Raw genomic sequence first — 17571 nt, 5'->3', positions numbered from 1 at the left:
GAGGGTTCTCCCTTCATCAGGGCATGGCAGTGGTACGGACCGGGCGCGAAGGCGGTCACGCCGACCGTGAAGCGGGAGGGATCAGGCCGTGACGGGAGCGGCCTTGACCGGCTGCTCGACGGCCGGGGCGGTGCCGGTCAGCTCGGGCCGGAAGGGCGCGAGTTCGGGCAGGTCCGGGGTCCGGTGGGCGTGCCGGTTGCAGGTGTTGACGGCCTGGCGCAGGGAGGTGTGCGGGGCGCGGATGCGGTGCCAGCCTCCGGTGGAGTCCCCGGCGATGGCGACCCCGCGCAGTTCGGCGGGGATCTGGATGGCGGCCAGCACGGCGTCCGGGGAGATGTCGCCGAAGGCCATCTTGGCGCTCGTCTCGTCGTTGACCCGGTGGGCGGTGCGGCCGGTGAGCTGGGCCCGGAGCATGGTGATGCCGTCGCCGAGTTCGGAGCCGAAGCGCTGCCCGCAGATCTCGAGGTAGATGCCGGCCGCGCGGCCGAGCTGGGCGAGGCGGACCAGGGCCTTGATGATCCGGTCCCGGCGCGGGTCGCTCTTCTTCGTGGCCAGGGCGAGTTCGGCGACCTCGTCGACCAGGACCACGACCGGCACGGGCCGCAGGCGTTCGGGCAGGTCCCAGATGTCGGCGGCTATCTCCGCGTCCGCGATGGCGGAGGTGATGCGCTGTTCGGCGCGGATGACCTGGTAGACGCCCTCCATGCGGGACACGAGCGCGTCCAGCAGCGCGGCGGCGGTGTCGGGGTTGTCGGCGAGGGCGGAGAAGCGGCGGGCGAGGGGGAACAGCTCGACGCCCTGCTTGCAGTCGATGCCGACCAGGGCGACGTCCATCGGCGCGAGCCCGGCCACCAGGTTGCGCTGATAGACCGACTTCCCGGACTCCGTGGCACCGAGGGTCAGGGCGTGCGGGACGGCCCGGTAGTCGCGGTAGTGGACCGAGCCGTCCTCGCGCAGGGCGACCGGAACCCGCATCGGGCGGCTGTCGAGTTTGGCGGGCATCTGCACCCGCTTGAGCACGTCATAGCCGGTCATCCGCACTTCCACGACCCCGGAGCGCACCTCACGCGAGGTGACCCCGTACATCGAGAACGAGTGCCGGAGCCTGTCCGAAGAGGCGGCGACGTCGAAGGCATCCTGTCCGGGCCGAAGACTCAGCCTCAGGACGAGGCCGGTCCGGGTCGGGCGCAGGCGCAGGATACGCGGCGGGCGGGACTGCGGGACGTCCCGGCCTGTGACCCGGGCCAGGGCGAGCCGCCAGCGCGAGGGCGGGACCGTCAGCCCGCAGGCGTCCATGACGGAGGCGTAGCGGACCAGGACCCGCAGCGTGGCGAGGGTGACGCCGAAGGTCATCCAGTACCAGGCGGGACGCCGCCACCGCAGGAGACCGGCAGCGGCGACGACCAGCACCAGAGCGACCGTTAAGGCGGTCATGATCAGGCCGCCTTGGACTGCGCGGCAGCGGCGACCAGCGAGGTGACGGCGACCGCACGGAAGGCGATCCCGTGCCGCTTCTGACCGTTGAAGTCGTTCTCCCACGGCCGGGCGACCAGGCCCGTGAGCGCGACCGGGGTGCCCATGGCCAGCTCACCGGAGATACCCGGCTCCGGGACCGCGATGGACAGGATCTCCACCTCGTCGTTCGCCGCGAACATCACGTCCACGGTCATCATCTTCGCGCCGGTCTCCATGTCGGTGGCGATCTCACCGGTGCGGCGGTCCTTGACCTTGGGCTGCGGGGTCTTGGCGACCATCACGGTCGCGGTGGAAGTGTCCACGGGGATCTGACGCATCGTCTTGTCTCCTGTTGTAGCGGGCTGTTGACCGACTCCCGTCGGTGAGATCAGGAGACCGCGAGACGGGGTGGACACATCACGGTCCGTTTGGACGTTTAGGGACGTCTGAGTTATCGTCAAAACGTCCCTGAAGCGTCCGAGGAAGGGCAAGCCATGGCGAACGAGCGTCTGCGCGCGGCGATTTCGGCGAAGGGCGAGACCATCCAGTCCGTGGCTCAGCACGTCGGGGTCGACCCCAAGAGCGTGGAGCGCTGGATCACGACCGATCGCACGCCGCACCGGGGTCACCGCTGGAAGGCCGCAGGCTTCCTCGGCGTCGATGAGGTCTACCTGTGGCCCGCCGTCGAGAAGCAGGCCGAGACGGCGAGCACGTCCGAGCTGATCACGTACTACCCGCACCGGGGCGCGGTACCGGCCGCGCTGTGGTCATCGCTCATCGAGAAGGCGTCGGACCAGGTGGACATCCTCGTGTACGCGGGGCTGTTCCTCTTCGACAACCACCCGGACCTGCCATACGAGTTGGCCGACAAGGCCAAGGCCGGAGCCCAGGTCCGGGTCCTCCTCGGCGACCCCGACTCGGAGATGGTCCGCCAGCGCGGCGAAGAGGAAGGCATAGGCGATGACCTGGCGGCACGTGCCCGGATCACCCGGCGCTACCTCGAACCGGCGATGAAGACGCCGGGCGTCGAGGTCCGGCTGCACGACACGATCCTCTACAACTCGATCTACCGGTTCGACGACGACGTGTTGGTGAACCCGCACGTGCTCGGAGCTCCCGCCGGGCAGAACCCGGTACTGCACTTCCGCTACATTCCGGGCGCCCGCACCTTCCGCCACTACATGCGGAGCTTCGACTACACCTGGGAGCGCGGAACTCCCGTGGTGCCGTGACCGCCGATGGTCTACCGCTGCTCGCGGATGTCTTCCCCGAGTTGACGGCCGACATCCTGCGCCTGCTCGACCCCGAAGAGACGGTCCTGATCGAGCAGGTACCAACCTTGCGGTACCACGGCGTATGCACCTGCTCGCCGACCTGCCGCAACCTCCTGACAGCACCACAAGGTTCGCCCACTCCCTACCTCTGCGAACTGACGGAGCACGACGAACCCGTGGTCTGGCTCAATCTCGATCCGACCGCGACGGCCATCGTGGCCATCGAGGTCCTGGACGGGAGAGACCTCGGATCCGCCGCGCAGCGAACCTGACCGCGTTGGCACTCGTGCGAGGCTAGACGCATGGCCCGCATCGACTACTTCAACGACCCCAACGCCCCGAAGGCGAACAGCCTCGTCCCCTCCGTGACCGCGGTGGCCCGTAACGAGGCCGGGGAGGTCCTGTTGATCCACAAGACGGACAACGACCTTTGGGCCCTCCCCGGTGGCGGCATCGATCTCGGCGAGTCGGCTCCGAGTGCGGCCGTACGCGAGACGAAGGAAGAGACCGGGTTCGACGTAGAGGTGACCGGGCTGATCGGGATCTACACGAACCCCGGGCACGTCATGGCGTACGACGACGGCGAGGTCCGCCAGCAGTTCTCCATCTGCTTCCACGCCCGCATCATCGGCGGCCGGCCGCAGACGAGCAGCGAGAGCAAGGAAGTCGCGTTCGTCGAGCCGAGCAGGCTGGACGAGCTGAACATCCACCCGTCCATGCGGATGCGGATCGAGCACGGGTTGGCTGGCCGGGCAGAGCCCTACATCGGCTGAGAGTGCCCCGCCCGATCATCCGACAGGTGTCGACGCAACAACCGGAGCGCAGGGGCGTGGTTGTAGTGCTCGGCTACCTGTACAGGGGTCGCACCAGTTGAGTCCGGCCGGGCCGGGTCAGCGCCGTACGCGAGGAGCACTGCGGTGGTTGCCACAGTGAGCGGTTTACCGCTCTGCACCGCCACGTCTCCTTCCGTCCCGACGGCGTGCGTCAGGGGCGTGAAAACGTTGCCTTCGTCCGGGTCAGCACCGGCGTCAAGGAGCCCAGCCAACAGCTCCACATCCTGATGCTCCACAGCAAAGAGCGTCGGCGGCCACCAACCGCTGCCGTCAATCATCGCCCGCTGACTGGGCGGCAGCGAGGTGAAAGCCGCGACGCGACGCTTCGTCCGACCCACCGCAGCTCCAAGATAGGGACGCGCCTTGCTGATCGCGTTGTGAACTTCACTGCCCGGTTCGTAGCGGACCAAGATCTCGTCGATCCGGGCGTCGAAGTCGAAGGACTGCCCGGCGGGACCAGTCGTCATGTCAGCGAAGATCAGGGCATCAAGGACCGGGGAGTCTTCCCGCTCGTAGACAGCCAGCTCAGCCGACAACCCTCGCTGCTCCGCCTCATACACGGCTCCGGAGTGATGAGCGACCAGCCGCACGAGCCGTGCCGGCGCACCCAGAGCCTCAAGACGACGAGCGCCATCAAGAGGATGGAACCCCGTGTCACGTAGCTCAGGCGCATAGCCGATGTCATGCAGCCACGCGGCGGCAACCAGGAGGTCCCGCTCATCCTTGGACACAGCCCCAGTTGCCTCCTGAGCCCGAGCGGCCACAGCCTGAGTGTGCAACCAGCGGTTCCCGAGCTGAGGAAGCAGGGACTCAGCGAGTTCGGCTGCTCCCTGGGGCGTGTCCAGTGCAGAAGGCATGAACGGAACGGTAGCCGAGACGAGCGCGGAGCCGACAGGCCACGAACGACTGGTTTCCGATCATGGGCGCGGTACAACTTTCCCTACTTCATCAAGGCCCGCGCACGGCGCGGGCGCGCGCCGCCTCTGCGGCGCGGCCTGCCTCCTGTCTGCGCCCCGGCTGGCCGCGCCCGGCGGCGCGCTCGCGGCTGCGGGCATGAAGGGGGAGACACCCTCTGTGGCTGGGACGGTCGGCTCCACGGCTTTAGGCAGCCACTTTGGGGCGAGCCTCTAAGATCATGGCCCCAACGTCGTGCTTTAACGGGCAGGTCCACAGACTGCCCGACGCGCCGGAAGCTTACGGGGCCATGATCACTCGCCCCAAAGCAGCTCCAGCCCAAAGCCGCTCCGCCGACCTCACGCCGTAGGTCGGTGGTGGCGTTCGTAGTACGCACGGAAGTCGAAGAAGCGTAGGCCATCAATCTCGGCCCCGGACTCGATCTCCTGCAATGTCCAGGCGTGCTCGGAGTAGTCGTCGAACGCGACACCGCCTCGCCTCAGCAGCAGAGCGGCGAGGTCGCGCACCTCAGCAGTTCCGTCGATTCGCCCGGATATGTCAACCTGTACTGCCCAGGTGGGGCGATGCCCAAGAGCCGCTTCGAGAAGGGCCACTTCGTCCGGCTCCCAGTCTCGGAACAAGCAGCCAGTCTCCTCGTCATCGATCACGACGTAGACACGCTCGGCGAACGTCCATGACCCGTCACCCCCCGCCAGGTGCTGGTCGAGGCAGGCCACCGCCTCGGCGCGATCCACGACAGGGAACATGAACACGGTTCGCATGGACGCAGCGTAGAGGCAGCGACCACGCAGCATCATGGAATATGGCAAGCGCTGGCATCTGAGGCCGTGCCCCATCCGTGCCCGATCGAGCGGGAAGCCGCGGGGAAGCACGGTGACGAGCGGGTAACGCGACGCACAACGGCCCCCGACCGTTTCACCTGGTCAGGGGCCGTTCACCTGCGGTGGGTGTGGGATTTGAACCCACGGTGACATCGCTGCCACGACGGTTTTGAAGATTGATGACGGCTTGACTCGCCGCCGGCCTCGGTACCCCTGGTCGCACCCAGATGTGGCTGTACCGCAGGGTCGTGAGGCACAGCCCCGGCACCTGCCCGCCAGAGCAAAGAGACAGCGTGGCTGAAGTCGGTGGGGGTGCGGCGAGGCATACGCGCGCCTGGTCGGTTGGCCGGCCCGACGCCGTGGCTGGCTTTCGTCGGCTGAGGTTCACGCGGGCGTCCTCGATGGGGGTCACCAGCGGTCGAGCGGGCGGTTCGCGGCGATCAGCGCTGGGCCGTCCCTGGGCCGTCCGGCAGTAGCCAGCGTCGACAAGTGCTGACAGGTAGCGCTCACATCAGCGCAGGTCAGCCCAACACCCCACCGCATCAGTCGACTTGAGCACCCATTGAAACCAGTTCTAGTTATAGTGGGCAATGGCCGCGTGACGGAGGGCAGATGAAGAGCAGTCAGGGCGAACCCACCACGTACGACCACGGCGGCGGTGTCCGCTCGCTGCGGGTGCCCATCCCGGACAACCCGCTGGGCCACACCCTGGTGTACGTCGTCGACACCGATCGTGGGCCGGTCCTGATCGACACGGGCTGGGACGACCCGGCGTCCTGGGAGGCGCTGACCGCCGGGCTGACCGCGTGCGGCACGTCCGTCTCGGAGCTGTACGGAGTCGTGATCACGCACCACCACCCCGACCACCACGGCCTGTCCGGCCAGGTGCGGGAGGCCTCCGGGGCGTGGGTGGCGATGCACGCGGCGGACACCTCGATCGTGCGGCGGACCCGCGAGACGCGTCCCGAGCGCTGGTACACGTACATGGCGGCAAAGCTCACCGCCGCCGGTGCCCCCGAGGAGCACATCGCCCCGCTCCGCACGCCTCCCGGCCGTCGTCGCCCCTTCCCCGGCCTGGCGCCCGCCCTCCCCGACCGCGAGATCGTCCCGGGTGAGTTCCTCGACCTGCCCGGCCGCCGGCTGCGCGCGATCTGGACGCCGGGCCACACGCCCGGCCATGTCTGCCTCCACCTGGAGGAGGATCATCCCGCTCGACTCCCGGGCCACGGACGCCTGTTCTCCGGCGACCACCTGCTGCCGGAGATCACCCCGCACATCGGTCTGTACGAGGATCCCGACGACGCCACCGTCACCGACCCCCTGGGCGACTACCTCGACTCCCTCGAACGCGTCGGCCGGCTCGCCCCCGCGGAGATCCTCCCGGCCCACCAGTACGCCTTCACCGACGCCCCCTTCCGCGTACGGGAGTTGCTCACCCACCACGAGGACCGTCTCACCGGTCTGCTCGCCCTCCTCGCCACCCCCCTCACCCCCTGGCAGCTCGCGGAACGCATGGAGTGGAACCGGCCCTGGCCGCAGATCCCCTACGGTTCACGGAACATCGCGGTCTCGGAGGCCGAGGCCCATCTACGGCGACTGGTGAAGCAGGGACGCGCGGAGGCGGTGACCGGGAGCGACCCGGTGACGTACGTGGCCGTGTAAATCGCTCGCGGCGGCGAGGCCTCCTTGATACCAACGCCCTCATGGACCCCCTGCAGCGGCTGCTCGCCGAACGCGCCTGTGAGCGCCTCGTCGTCGACTTCGTCCACCGACTGGATCTCGGTCGGCCCGACTCGGCGGCCGAGCTGTTCACCGAGGACGGCACCTGGGAGTGGCCGGCCGGCGGGCGGCTCGTCAAGGGACGGGCGGCGCTGCGGGAGCACTTCGGTTCGCGTCCCGTCGAACGCCTCTCGCGCCGCCTCATGTCGAACGTCCTCGTCACGGCGACCGCACCGGACACCGCCCTGGCCACCTCCTACTTCTCGACGTACCGGGTCGACGGCTACCAGGGCGGCGTCGTCCCCGCCGGGCCACCCGTCCAGGTCGGGCACTATCAGGACGCGTTCCGCCGGGTCGACGGGGTGTGGCTGCTGGAGACCCGGGTGCTGTTCCTCCCCTTTGGCGGACCGACACCCCGCGTAGGCTGCTGACTTGATCGAATCGCGGATCGTCGGATCATCGGATCACGGGGACCGGGGGCCGGGCCGGGGGGCCAGGGTCATGAGGGGGATGAGGGCCGATGAATCATGCGACCGAGGTGTTCCAGCCACTCCAGGCGGACGATCCGCCGCTGGTGGCCGGTTACCGTCTCGCCGCCCGGCTCGGCGCGGGCGGCATGGGACGGGTCTACCTGTCGCACACACAGGGTGGCCGGCCGCTGGCGATCAAGGTGGTGCGCCCGGAGCTGGCCGACGACCCGGCCTTCCGGCGGCGGTTCCGCCGGGAGATCAAAGCCGCCCGGCGGGTCCGCGGCGCGTACACCGCCGAGCTGATCGACGCCGACGCGGACGGCGTGCCTCCCTGGCTGGCCACGCTGTACGTGCCCGGCCCCTCGCTGGCGGAGGCGGTCGCCCGGCGCGGGCCGCTGCCGGTGCCCGCGGTGCTGTGGCTGATGGCGGGGGTGGCGGAGGCGCTCCAGGCCATCCACGATGCGGGGATCGTGCACCGGGACCTGAAGCCGTCGAACGTGCTGCTGGCCGCCGACGGGCCGCGCGTGATCGACTTCGGCATCTCGCTGGCCTCCGACGTCACCTCGAACACCGCCACGGGCCTCGCCGTCGGCACACCGCAGTTCATGGCTCCCGAGCAGGCGACCGCGAGTGAGGTCACCGCGGCGACCGACGTGTTCGCGCTCGGTCAGACGGCGGCGTTCGCGGCCCTGGGCGAGCCGCTGTACGGGGACGGCCCCTCGGTCAGCGTGCTGTACCGGATCGTGCACTCGGAACCCGACCTGTTCCTGCTGCCCGAACCGCTCCGTCCGCTGATCGCCCGCTGCCTGGCCGCCGATCCGGCGGAGCGGGTCACCCCTGCGGAGATCGTCGCGTGGTGCAGGAGACGCCTGGACGGGGACGCGGACAACGGCGCCGGGCCGGCCGTCTGGCGGGAGGTCACCGGGCCGGAGGTGTCGGTTCCGTCTCCGGTCCCCGATCCCACCCCGGTGCACACGCTGCCCCTGATCCCGCAGCCCTCGCACAAGACGCCGGTGCACAAGACACCGCAGCACGAAACCCAGCACACGGTGCCCTCGAACGCGATGGCCTCGCACGGGATGTCCCACCATGCGATGCCCTTGATCGCGCCGGTCCGGTCGCAGCTCACGCGGCCGGACGGGCGGCCGGCCCGCCGTCGGCGCACCGCGCTGGTCACGGCCGCCGCCGTGACCGCGGGCGCGGTGGTGCTGACCGGCCTGACGTGGACGGTCGTGGAGGCGGCGGACCGGCTCAGCCACCGGGACACGGCCGGGGCCTCCTCGACGCCCGGCCCGTCCGGGTCCGCACGGTCCTCGGCGCCCTCGCCGGGCTCCTCGTCGACAGCCGCGCCGGACTCGGCGGCCGGTGACCGGACATCACAGGGGTCGGGATCCTCCTCGACCGTGCCCAAGACGCCGCAGGCCACCGCGTATCCCCTCCAGTGGCTGGACGCGAAGACCTCACTGGACGTCAAGGAGCCGGTCCGGCGCGAGGACAGCAAGGGCGACATCCGCTTCAGCTGCAAGCAGACCGGCTGCGCGCTGGAGAGCGACACCAGCGTGTTCAACATGCTGTACGGCGACCCCGGCGGCTCTCTCGACTCGTGCCGCATCGTCCTCACCGGCGCCAAGAGCCACCGGCTCCCGCTCGCCGCGGCGGCGGCCGGCAGCGAGATCTGCGTCAAGCACCCCTCCGGGGACATCGCACTGCTCGTGATCCAGGTGAAGTCGACCGCGCTGCCGGACATCGCGTTCGTGACCGCGGACATGACGGTCTGGCGGGCGGCCTAGTCAGCGGCCGGCCGTCGACCTGATCAACTCGGCGGCCGGTACGAGGAGTTCCGTCTCCTCACGGCTCATCGTCGGGTTGGCCGCCCGCCTCCGCAGGGCCTCCGCCAGGCCCTCCTCGGTGAGGTCGCGGGGGTCGGCGATGGGCTGGGGAGAGACGGCCACCTGGGCGAGGATCACCGCGGACATGCCCCAGTCGAGCCCGGGATCGCCCTCCTCCGCATTGGCCCAGTCGATCACCCGGGGGCCGTCGGGCGTGAGGATCACATTGTCCGGGTGGAGGTCCAGGTGCAGGATGCCGGCGTCGGCCGAGACCCGTCCCGGCAGGGCGTGCAGCTCGCGCAGCAGCCGGGCGAGGACGGCCCCCGCCTCCTCGGCGTCCAGCGTGCCCGCCCCGAACGCGTGGAGCATCGTCGGCCCGTTCAGCCGCTCCATGACCAGGTCGGCGCGTGCGCCGGAGGGCCGTACGGCGGGTGCGGGGTAGCCGTGTCGGCGCACGTGTGTCATCACCGCCGCGAGGACGGCCGAGTCCTCCCGGCCCTCCCGGTCGCGGCGCAGCACCCACGCCTCGTCGATCTCGTACACATCGGCCGTTCGGCCCGAGCCGAGCAGCCGACCCGGCAGCGCTCCCCGCAGCCCGCCCGGCACCCCGGTCGGCAGCCCGCCCGGCACCCTCCCCGTATGGGTCATGGTCACAACATATCGAGGGCTCCCACCCCGTCCCGGGCGCTTTCACAGCCACCCCTCAGACGTCCGGCTACCTGCCGGTAGAGTGGCCGCGTCGTCATCACGCCCGTACAGGGGGAAGCCGGTGCAATTCCGGCGCTGACCCGCAACCGTGAGCCGTCCGAGCCGTCCAAGTCGGCGCGGTGGCAAGCCGGATCGCCCGGTACGGGACCGTGACCGGCTCACGTGCGTCGGCAGGCCCGCCGTTCGCACGGCACCGTCGAGGTATACGGAGCCGAGCCGCCGGGATGTCCCGTGCTGCCCGGCTGCGTGACCTCACCGACCGGGAGAGGCACCCGCCGATCATGAACATCCGCCGCAGCGCCGCCGCTCTGGCCGCCGCCACCGTCGTGCTGGGTGCCGCCGTCCCCGCCGTCGCCGCCACCCCGTCCCCCACCCCGTCGGTGGCGATACCCGACGGCCTGTACGGCACCACCGACCCGACGTACGACGGGGTCTGGCGCCAGTCGCTGGCCCTGCTCGCGCAGCGGACCACGGGCGTCACCCCGGCCGACCGGGCCGTGGCCTGGCTGACCGGCCAGCAGTGCGCGACCGGCGCCTTCGCCGCGTTCCGCGCGGACACCGCCAAGGCGTGCGACGCCAAGCTGATGGTGGACACCAACAGCACGGCGGCTGCCGTCCAGGCGCTGGCCGCGCTGGGTGGCCACCAGGCCGCCACCGAGAAGGCCGTCGGCTGGCTGAAGTCGGTCCAGAACGCCGACGGCGGCTGGGGCTACACCCCCGGCGGCGCGAGCGACGCCAACTCGACCTCCGTGGTGGCAGGGGCGATCGCGGCGGCCGGGGAGAAGCCTTCGGAGGTGAAGAAGGCCGGCAAGTCGCCTTACGACGCGCTGTTGAAGCTCTCCATCCCTTGCGACCAGGCAGGCGACGGCGCGTTCGCGTACCAGCCGGACAAGAAGGGCGCCCTCGCGGCGAACGCGGACGCGACGGCGGCGGGCGTGCTCGGCGTCCTCGGCAAGGGGTTCGTGACGACGGCGGGCAAGGTGCGGGAGGAAGTCTTCACCTGCGCCGGCTCCGCAGCCCCGCTCACCCCGGACGAACTCGCCCGCAACGGCTCGGTCTACCTCGCCGACGCGATCGGCGAGGACGGCCACCTGGACTCCGCTCTCCCCGGCGCCGAGGACCAGCCCGACTACGGCAACACCGCCGACGCCGTCGTCGCCCTCGCCGCGCAGGGTGCGACCGAGCAGGCGAAGAAGCCCCTCGCCTGGCTCGAACAGAACTCCGCAGGCTGGGCGAAGCAGAGCGGCCCCGCCGCCTACGCCCAGCTGATCTTCGCGGCCCACGCCATGGGCGCCGACCCCCGCCACTTCGGCGACACCGACCTGGTCGGCCTGCTCAACGCGACGGGCCCCGCCCCCCAGGCCGCGACGAAGGCCACCGGAACCGACACCGGCGCCGACGCCGACGCCGACAAGAAGGACGACTCGGATTCCGGTTACGGCGTCTGGTGGATCGTCGGTGTGTTCCTCGTCGTCGGTATCGGCATCGGTTTCCTGATCAGTGTCCGTGGCAGGAAGCAGCGGCCGTGACGCGCCGGAGCGCCGCCCTCGTCCTCGCCGCGCTGCTGCTGTCGCTGACCGGCGCGGTCCAGTCGGCCCAGGCCGCCGGTTACCGCTACTGGTCCTTCTGGGACCGCTCGGGCGACGGCTGGACGTACGCCACCCAGGGCCCGTCCACCGCCCGCCCCGCCGACGGCGACGTCCAGGGCTTCCGGTTCGCGGTGAGCGCGGACTCCCAGGACGCGTCGCAGCCGCGCGGCGCGGCCTCCTTCGCGGCGATCTGCGCGAAGACGCCCGAGCGGGACGGCACGAAGCGGGTGGCCCTGGTCATCGACTTCGGCGCGGCGGCCGACGCCCCGAGCGGCGAGACCCCGCCGTCGCCGCGCACGGCCTGCGCCCGGGTCTCCCCCGACGCGACGACGGCCGAGGCCCTCGCCTCGGTCGCCAAACCCCTGCGCTACGACACCAACGCCCTGCTGTGCGCGATCGCGGGGTATCCGGAGACGGGCTGCGGCGAGCAGGTGTCCGGGCCGGGAACGGACCGGCCGACGTCCGCCGCGCAGCCGGAACCGGCGAACGAATCGGAGAGGACGACGAAGCAGAAGGAGGACGGCGGACCGTCCGTGGGCCTGTACGCGGGCGCGGCGGCGGTGGCGGTGCTGGGCGCGGCGGCGGTCTGGCAGGCCCGGCGGCGAGGATCCCGCAGGGATGGCTGACGCCCGCCCGCGCACCCCGCTCCACCCCGCCACCCGCGACGCCGGGCCGACGGCCGACCGCCGGTCGAAGGCCGACCGTCACCCCCGTGCGCGCCGCGCCCCGCTCCACCCGGCCGCCTGGTGGCTGTGGGCGCTCGGTCTCGGCACCGCCGCCACCCGCACCACCAACCCGCTCCTCCTCGGTCTCCTCCTCACCGTCTCCGCCTACGTCGTCACCACGTGCCGCCCCGACACCCCCTGGTCCCGCTCCTACTCCGCGTTCCTCAAGCTCGCGCTCGCCGTCCTCGTCATCCGGCTGGTGTTCGTCGTCGTCCTGGGCTCCCCGATCCCGGGCACGCAGGTGCTCGTCACGCTTCCCGAAGTCCCGCTCCCCCACTGGGCGCAGGGCATCCGGCTCGGCGGCGCGGTCACGGCCGAGGGACTGCTCTTCGCGCTCTACGACGGACTGAAACTGGCGACCCTTCTGGTCTGCGTGGGTGCCGCCAACGCCCTGGCCAGCCCCTCCCGGCTGCTCAAGACGCTCCCCGGCGCCCTGTACGAGACGGGGGTGGCGGTGGTCGTGGCCCTCACCTTCGCCCCGAACCTCATCGCGGACGTCCACCGGCTGCGCGCCGCCCGCCGTCTGCGGGGCCGGCCCGACACGGGCCTGCGCGGTCTGCTCCAGGTGGGCCTGCCGGTCCTGGAGGGCGCTCTGGAACGCTCCGTGGCCCTCGCGGCCGCGATGGACGCGCGCGGCTACGGCCGTACCGCCGACGTCCCCGCCCCCGTCCGCCGGACGACCGCCGTGCTCACGCTCGGCGGTCTGCTCGGCGTCTGCGCGGGAACGTACGGGCTGCTCACCGCGGCGGGCGGCAGCTACGGCCTCCCGGTGCTGTTCGCCGGAGTCGTCGCGGCCCTCGCCGGACTGCGGCTGGGCGGCCGCCGCTCCCCACGCACCCGCTACCGTCCGGACCGCTGGACCCCGCAGGCCTGTCTCACCGCCGCCTCCGGGGTCGCGGTCGCGGCCCTCCTCACCGTGGCCGCGTCCGCCGACCCGGCCGCGCTGCACCCCGGTGTGGTCCCGCTGACCGCCCCCGCCCTCCCGCTCTGGCCGGCGGCGGCCGTACTCCTCGGCCTGCTGCCCGCGTTCACGCACAAGGAGCCGTCGTGATCCGCTTCGAGAACGTCTCCGTGACGTACGACGGCGCCGCCGAACCCACCGTCCAGGACGTCGACTTCACCGTGCCCGAGGGTGAACTGGTGCTGCTGGCGGGCCCGTCGGGCGTGGGCAAGTCGACGCTCCTCGGCACGGTGTCCGGCCTGGTCCCGCACTTCACCGGCGGCACCCTGCGCGGCCGCGTCACGGTCGCCGGCCGCGACACCCGCACCCACAAGCCGCGCGAACTCGCCGACGTCGTAGGGACGGTGGGGCAGGACCCCCTCTCGCACTTCGTGACGGACACCGTCGAGGAGGAACTCGCCTACGGCATGGAGTCGTTGGGCCTGTCTCCGGAGGTGATGCGCCGCCGCGTCGAGGAGACCCTCGACCTGCTCGGTCTGGCCGCCCTGCGCGACCGCCCGATCGCCACCCTCTCCGGCGGCCAGCAGCAGCGGGTCGCGATCGGCTCGGTCCTCACCCCGCACCCGCGTGTCCTCGTCCTGGACGAGCCGACCTCCGCGCTCGACCCGGCGGCCGCCGAGGAGGTCCTCGCGGTCCTCCTCCGTCTCGTCCACGACCTCGGTACGACGGTGCTGCTGGCGGAACACCGCCTGGAACGCGTCCTGCAGTACGCCGACCAGGTCGCCCTGCTGCCCTCCCCGGGCGCGGCCCCGCTGCTCGGCACGCCCGCGGACATCATGGCCGTGTCCCCGGTCTTCCCGCCGGTGGTGAGCCTGGGCCGGTTGGCGGGCTGGTCCCCGCTGCCCCTGACCGTGCGGGACGCCCGACGGCGCGCCGGTGACCTGCGGGAACGCCTGCAAGGGCGGGAGCCTCTCCAAGGACGGGAACGCCTGGACGGGCGGGAAACCCCTCCAGGGGCAGGCAGCACCGTGGCGGCCTCCGTCGAGCCCCCGGCGGAGCCCTCCGCCCGCCGCCGCTTCCGCCGCCCCCTCCCCGCGCCGTCCGCCTCCACGGCCCCCGCCGAGGCCCGTTCCCTCTCCGTGCGCCGGGCCCGGGTCCAGGCGCTGCGCGGGGTGGACCTCACCGTCCTGCCCGGCGAGACCGTCGCCCTCATGGGCCGCAACGGCGCCGGGAAGTCGACGCTGCTCAACACCTTCGTAGGCCTCGTCGAGCCGTCGGCGGGAACGGTCCACGTGGGCGGTCTGGTGCCGCACCGCACCCCGCCCCGGGACCTGGTCCGCCGCGCCGGTCTGGTTCCGCAGGAGCCTCGCGACCTGCTGTACGCCGACACGGTCGCCGCCGAGTGCGCGGCCGCCGACCGGGACGCGGGGGCCGCCCCCGGCACCTGCCGGGCCCTGGTCTCGGATCTCCTCCCCGGCATCACGGACGGCACCCACCCCCGCGACCTCTCCGAGGGTCAGCGCCTCACCCTCGCGCTGGCGGTCGTCCTCACCGCCCGCCCGCCGCTTCTCCTCCTGGACGAGCCGACCCGGGGCCTGGACTACGCGGCGAAGGCGCGCCTGGTCGCCGTCCTGCGCGGACTCGCCGCGGCCGGGCACGCGATCGTCCTGGCCACCCACGATGTGGAGCTGGCCGCGGAACTGGCCCACCGGGTGGTGCTGCTCGCGGAGGGCGAGGTGATCGCCGACGGCCCGACGGCCGAGGTGGTGGTCTCCTCCCCCTCCTTCGCCCCGCAGGTGACGAAGATCCTGGCCCCGCAAGGGTGGCTCACCGTCGCGCAGGTGCGCGAGGCACTGCGGGAGGAATCGGGGGAGGAGCTCCGATGACGAGGCCCAGGCGGCGTCCGGTACACCTGGGCCCCCGTTCGCTCGCCGCGTTGGCGCTGGTCAGCGCGGTGGGCGTGATCGCGTTCGGCTGGCCTTTCCTCGCCCCGCCCAGCTCCGCGCTGAACGCGCACGCCCAGGACGCCCCCTGGCTGTTCGCGGGCCTGCTGGTGCTGCTGGTCGCGGTCGTGGCGGCGACGATCTCGGAGTCGGGGCTCGGCGCGAAGGCGGTGGCCATGCTGGGCGTGCTGGCGGCGACGGGCGCGGCCCTGCGTCCGATCGGCGCGGGCACGGCGGGCATCGAGCCGATGTTCTTCCTGATGGTGCTGAGCGGCCGGGTCCTCGGCCCGGGCTTCGGCTTCGTCCTCGGCTCGGTCACGATGTTCGCGTCCGCGCTGCTGACGGGCGGGGTGGGCCCGTGGATGCCGTTCCAGATGCTGGCGATGGGCTGGTTCACGATGGGCGCGGGCCTGCTGCCGGGCGGCGACCGGCTCCGCGGCCGTACCGAACTGGCCCTGCTCGCGGCCTACGGCTTCCTGGCCGCCTTCGCGTACGGCACGGCGATGAACATGGCCGGGTGGCCCTTCATGGGCGCGCTGGCCTCGGGGGTCGCCTTCGATCCGGACGCCGCGGTGCCCACGAACCTGGCTCGCTTCGCGGCGTACTGCGTGGCGACCTCACTGGGCTGGGACCTGGGCAGGGCGGTGGTCACGGTCCTGCTGACCCTCGCCCTCGGCCCGGCGGTGCTCAGGGCGCTACGCAGAGCCACCCGGCGCGCGGCCTTCGAGACCGCGGTCACATTCGAGGCCCCGCGGAAGGCTCCAGAAGGCCGTTGACCGGTGAACCACCCCACATGACTCACATCACCTACTACCCGACCTAGTCGGGCATATCGGACGCCATGCCCATGCCATAACGGCCTCTGACCTGGGCATTGAGAGCCAGCTCACACGGGGCGCCGACTTCGCGAATACGACCACAACTAGCAAAAGGGGTCTTTGCGGACGGCGCTCGATCCTGTTTCTCTGGATGACGTCGCAGGGTGCACCGAGTCCACGGGCTCAGGCACCACGGCATGCAGCCACCCACCGCAACCACACGGTGCGGCCACGCACCGCGTGACTCCGGCATGCAAGCGACCGCCATCGTCCCCGAAGAAAAAGGTTCTCTGTGTCCGTCTCCGTCATCCGTCGCATCGCTTCCCCGAAGAAGGCCCTCACCGGCATCGCCGTGGCCGCCGCCACCGCGGGGATGGCGCTGTCCGCCGCTCCCGCACACGCCGCGCCCGCTTCCTCCGCCGCCCAGGCCCAGGCGATCGCGCACAAGATGATTCCGAACGCGGCTCAGTACAAGGCCTTCTCCAACATCGTGAAGCACGAGAGCGGCTGGAACGTCACCGCCACCAACGCTTCCTCCGGCGCCTACGGCCTCGTCCAGGCCCTGCCCGCCTCCAAGATGTCCTCGGCCGGTTCCGACTGGAAGAGCAACGCCAAGACCCAGATCAAGTGGGGTCTGGACTACATGAACTCCCGTTACGGCAGCCCGGTCGCCGCCTGGAACTTCTGGCAGGCCAACGGCTGGTACTGAGCCACGCCACCGCGCTGAACAAGCGCCCCCGTACCGTCGAAGGCGGCGGCCCCCGATCCCCGGGGCCGCCGCCTTCGGCGTTTCCTCACCTTGCCGTGCTCCACTGAGCGGATGACCGGCACCGATCACCCGTCCGAGCCCCCGGAGCCCGCGGAGCCGTCACGGGACCCGGAAGCACGCGGCGTCCGCCTGGTCCCCGTACTCCTGGCCCTGACCGCCATGAGCGGCCTGATCGACGCGGTCACCTATCTCGGCCTGGGACATGTCTTCACCGCCAACATGACCGGCAACGTCGTCGTCCTCGGTTTCGCCGCCGCCGGCGCCCCGGGTTTCTCGGTCCCCCACACGGCGACCTCGCTCGTCTGCTTCCTGGCGGGCGCGGTGACCGGTGGCCGGGTCGTGCGGCGGGTGGGCGAGGGCTCACGCCGCACACCGGCCCGCGTGATGCTGGCGACCGAGGCGCTCCTCACGGCCGTCTCCGCGGCCGTGGCATTCACCACCTCGGACCACGCCCCGGCCACGGTCTACGCGATCATCACCCTGACCGCTTTCGCGATGGGCCTGCGCAACGCGACGGTCCGCAAACTGGCGGTGCGCGACTTCACCACGACCACCGTCGTGACGATGACCCTGACCGGCCTGGCCTCCGACTCCCGGGCGGGCGGCGGCACGGGCCGGCGGTCGCCACGCCGTACGGCGGCCGTGACCGCGATGTTCTCGGGCGCGGTGCTGGGCGCGGTCCTGGTACTCCACAACGACCTGGCGATCCCGCTGATGCTGGCCGCCGTGACCTCGGCGGTCCTGGCACTGACGGTGTCCGGCAAGGAGTGATCGCGCCGAATCGAGTGCTGATCATCGAGCG

At 71.6% G+C, this 17571-nt stretch carries 18 protein-coding genes, 1 tRNA gene and 1 riboswitch; of the genes, 13 read left to right on the top strand and 6 right to left on the bottom strand.

Features of this window, described 5'->3' with window-relative positions; genetic code table 11:
• Positions 1-81: 81 nt before the first annotated feature.
• Together ACFVYS_RS19270 and ACFVYS_RS19265 are read right to left on the bottom strand one after the other, a co-directional pair.
• Positions 82-1434, bottom strand: a complete 1353-nt coding sequence (locus ACFVYS_RS19270) for an FtsK/SpoIIIE domain-containing protein (protein ID WP_389503450.1) — start codon at positions 1432-1434, stop codon at positions 82-84.
• Positions 1435-1436: 2 nt separating this feature from the next.
• A complete protein-coding gene (locus ACFVYS_RS19265) occupies positions 1437-1793 on the bottom strand; it encodes a hypothetical protein (protein ID WP_362573488.1) in 357 nt (118 codons plus the stop codon).
• A gap of 156 nt (positions 1794-1949) precedes the next feature.
• On the opposite strand from ACFVYS_RS19265, the gene ACFVYS_RS19260 reads away from it, so the two are divergent.
• Genes ACFVYS_RS19260 through ACFVYS_RS19250 form a run of 3 tightly spaced genes read left to right on the top strand, consistent with a single transcriptional unit; the run spans position 1950 to position 3502 of the window.
• Positions 1950-2687: an XRE family transcriptional regulator gene (locus ACFVYS_RS19260; protein ID WP_389503448.1), complete on the top strand. Its 738-nt coding sequence runs from the start codon at positions 1950-1952 to the stop codon at positions 2685-2687.
• Positions 2684-3001 (top strand): hypothetical protein, encoded by a 318-nt coding sequence (locus ACFVYS_RS19255; protein ID WP_389503446.1) that lies wholly within the window; start codon positions 2684-2686, stop codon positions 2999-3001. Before ACFVYS_RS19260 ends, ACFVYS_RS19255 begins: the two co-directional genes overlap by 4 nt.
• A 30-nt stretch (positions 3002-3031) precedes the next feature.
• Complete coding sequence (locus ACFVYS_RS19250; RefSeq protein ID WP_389503444.1) at positions 3032-3502, top strand: NUDIX hydrolase; 471 nt, start codon at positions 3032-3034, stop codon at positions 3500-3502.
• Here ACFVYS_RS19250 and ACFVYS_RS19245 read toward each other — a convergent pair.
• From ACFVYS_RS19245 to ACFVYS_RS19235, 3 genes are all read right to left on the bottom strand, one after another.
• Positions 3490-4419 (bottom strand): HD domain-containing protein, encoded by a 930-nt coding sequence (locus tag ACFVYS_RS19245; RefSeq protein ID WP_389503442.1) that lies wholly within the window; start codon positions 4417-4419, stop codon positions 3490-3492. The two genes, ACFVYS_RS19250 and ACFVYS_RS19245, sit on opposite strands and share 13 nt — an antisense overlap.
• A 396-nt stretch (positions 4420-4815) precedes the next feature.
• Positions 4816-5238, bottom strand: a complete 423-nt coding sequence (locus ACFVYS_RS19240) for a hypothetical protein (protein WP_389503440.1) — start codon at positions 5236-5238, stop codon at positions 4816-4818.
• A 180-nt stretch (positions 5239-5418) separates the two neighbouring features.
• Positions 5419-5524, bottom strand: a tRNA-OTHER gene (locus tag ACFVYS_RS19235).
• Between the two features lie 386 nt (positions 5525-5910).
• Between ACFVYS_RS19235 and ACFVYS_RS19230 the strand changes: the two genes are divergently transcribed.
• The 3 genes from ACFVYS_RS19230 (at position 5911) to ACFVYS_RS19220 (ending at position 9277) form a co-directional block, all read left to right on the top strand.
• The gene (locus ACFVYS_RS19230; protein WP_389503438.1) at positions 5911-6960 is read left to right on the top strand and encodes an MBL fold metallo-hydrolase; all 1050 of its coding nucleotides are present in this window, start codon (positions 5911-5913) and stop codon (positions 6958-6960) included.
• Between the two features lie 41 nt (positions 6961-7001).
• Positions 7002-7448 carry a nuclear transport factor 2 family protein gene (locus ACFVYS_RS19225; protein ID WP_389503436.1) on the top strand — a complete coding sequence of 149 codons (447 nt, stop codon included), beginning with the start codon at positions 7002-7004 and terminating at the stop codon, positions 7446-7448.
• Positions 7449-7537: 89 nt separating this feature from the next.
• Complete coding sequence (locus tag ACFVYS_RS19220) at positions 7538-9277, top strand: serine/threonine-protein kinase (protein ID WP_389503435.1); 1740 nt, start codon at positions 7538-7540, stop codon at positions 9275-9277.
• Here the strand turns inward: ACFVYS_RS19220 and ACFVYS_RS19215 are convergent, their stop codons facing one another.
• On the bottom strand, positions 9278-9964 hold the full coding sequence (locus ACFVYS_RS19215) for a phosphotransferase (RefSeq protein ID WP_389503434.1): 687 nt from the start codon (positions 9962-9964) through the stop codon (positions 9278-9280). It abuts the gene before it with no gap.
• Between the two features lie 77 nt (positions 9965-10041).
• A riboswitch (cobalamin riboswitch) is annotated at positions 10042-10183 on the top strand.
• A 122-nt stretch (positions 10184-10305) separates the two neighbouring features.
• On the opposite strand from ACFVYS_RS19215, the gene ACFVYS_RS19210 reads away from it, so the two are divergent.
• The 7 genes from ACFVYS_RS19210 to ACFVYS_RS19180 all read left to right on the top strand — a co-directional run bounded on the left by ACFVYS_RS19210 (position 10306) and on the right by ACFVYS_RS19180 (position 17540).
• Positions 10306-11553: a prenyltransferase/squalene oxidase repeat-containing protein gene (locus tag ACFVYS_RS19210; protein ID WP_389503569.1), complete on the top strand. Its 1248-nt coding sequence runs from the start codon at positions 10306-10308 to the stop codon at positions 11551-11553.
• The gene (locus tag ACFVYS_RS19205) at positions 11550-12239 is read left to right on the top strand and encodes an SCO2322 family protein (RefSeq protein WP_389503432.1); all 690 of its coding nucleotides are present in this window, start codon (positions 11550-11552) and stop codon (positions 12237-12239) included. Before ACFVYS_RS19210 ends, ACFVYS_RS19205 begins: the two co-directional genes overlap by 4 nt.
• Positions 12232-13389, top strand: coding sequence for an energy-coupling factor transporter transmembrane component T (locus ACFVYS_RS19200; protein WP_389503431.1), 1158 nt, complete (start codon positions 12232-12234; stop codon positions 13387-13389). The genes ACFVYS_RS19205 and ACFVYS_RS19200 overlap by 8 nt, the downstream gene beginning before the upstream one ends.
• Positions 13386-15125, top strand: a complete 1740-nt coding sequence (locus ACFVYS_RS19195; protein WP_389503429.1) for an ABC transporter ATP-binding protein — start codon at positions 13386-13388, stop codon at positions 15123-15125. Before ACFVYS_RS19200 ends, ACFVYS_RS19195 begins: the two co-directional genes overlap by 4 nt.
• On the top strand, positions 15122-15958 hold the full coding sequence (locus ACFVYS_RS19190) for an ECF transporter S component (protein WP_389503427.1): 837 nt from the start codon (positions 15122-15124) through the stop codon (positions 15956-15958). Before ACFVYS_RS19195 ends, ACFVYS_RS19190 begins: the two co-directional genes overlap by 4 nt.
• 334 nt (positions 15959-16292) lie before the next feature.
• The gene (locus tag ACFVYS_RS19185; RefSeq protein WP_389503425.1) at positions 16293-16709 is read left to right on the top strand and encodes a transglycosylase SLT domain-containing protein; all 417 of its coding nucleotides are present in this window, start codon (positions 16293-16295) and stop codon (positions 16707-16709) included.
• Positions 16710-16820: 111 nt separating this feature from the next.
• Complete coding sequence (locus ACFVYS_RS19180; protein WP_389503423.1) at positions 16821-17540, top strand: YoaK family protein; 720 nt, start codon at positions 16821-16823, stop codon at positions 17538-17540.
• Positions 17541-17571: the final 31 nt, after the last annotated feature.

Source organism: Streptomyces sp. NPDC058295, assembly GCF_042880655.1.
Lineage (GTDB): Bacteria > Actinomycetota > Actinomycetes > Streptomycetales > Streptomycetaceae > Streptomyces > Streptomyces coriariae.
This window is presented reverse-complemented; position numbering and strand designations above follow the sequence as displayed.

Excerpts from the sequence above, each read along its gene's own strand:
- ACFVYS_RS19265 (WP_362573488.1), bottom strand. The coding sequence starts at position 1,793 with ATGCGTCAGATCCCCGTGGACACTTCCACCGCGACCGTGATGGTCGCC.
- ACFVYS_RS19260 (WP_389503448.1), top strand. The coding sequence starts at position 1,950 with ATGGCGAACGAGCGTCTGCGCGCGGCGATTTCGGCGAAGGGCGAGACC.
- ACFVYS_RS19180 (WP_389503423.1), top strand. The coding sequence starts at position 16,821 with ATGACCGGCACCGATCACCCGTCCGAGCCCCCGGAGCCCGCGGAGCCG.
- ACFVYS_RS19220 (WP_389503435.1), top strand. The coding sequence starts at position 7,538 with ATGAATCATGCGACCGAGGTGTTCCAGCCACTCCAGGCGGACGATCCG.
- ACFVYS_RS19200 (WP_389503431.1), top strand. The coding sequence starts at position 12,232 with ATGGCTGACGCCCGCCCGCGCACCCCGCTCCACCCCGCCACCCGCGAC.
- ACFVYS_RS19245 (WP_389503442.1), bottom strand. The coding sequence starts at position 4,419 with ATGCCTTCTGCACTGGACACGCCCCAGGGAGCAGCCGAACTCGCTGAG.
- ACFVYS_RS19250 (WP_389503444.1), top strand. The coding sequence starts at position 3,032 with ATGGCCCGCATCGACTACTTCAACGACCCCAACGCCCCGAAGGCGAAC.
- ACFVYS_RS19240 (WP_389503440.1), bottom strand. The coding sequence starts at position 5,238 with ATGCGAACCGTGTTCATGTTCCCTGTCGTGGATCGCGCCGAGGCGGTG.
- ACFVYS_RS19225 (WP_389503436.1), top strand. The coding sequence starts at position 7,002 with ATGGACCCCCTGCAGCGGCTGCTCGCCGAACGCGCCTGTGAGCGCCTC.
- ACFVYS_RS19210 (WP_389503569.1), top strand. The coding sequence starts at position 10,306 with ATGAACATCCGCCGCAGCGCCGCCGCTCTGGCCGCCGCCACCGTCGTG.
- ACFVYS_RS19190 (WP_389503427.1), top strand. The coding sequence starts at position 15,122 with ATGACGAGGCCCAGGCGGCGTCCGGTACACCTGGGCCCCCGTTCGCTC.
- ACFVYS_RS19215 (WP_389503434.1), bottom strand. The coding sequence starts at position 9,964 with ATGACCCATACGGGGAGGGTGCCGGGCGGGCTGCCGACCGGGGTGCCG.
- ACFVYS_RS19270 (WP_389503450.1), bottom strand. The coding sequence starts at position 1,434 with ATGACCGCCTTAACGGTCGCTCTGGTGCTGGTCGTCGCCGCTGCCGGT.
- ACFVYS_RS19230 (WP_389503438.1), top strand. The coding sequence starts at position 5,911 with ATGAAGAGCAGTCAGGGCGAACCCACCACGTACGACCACGGCGGCGGT.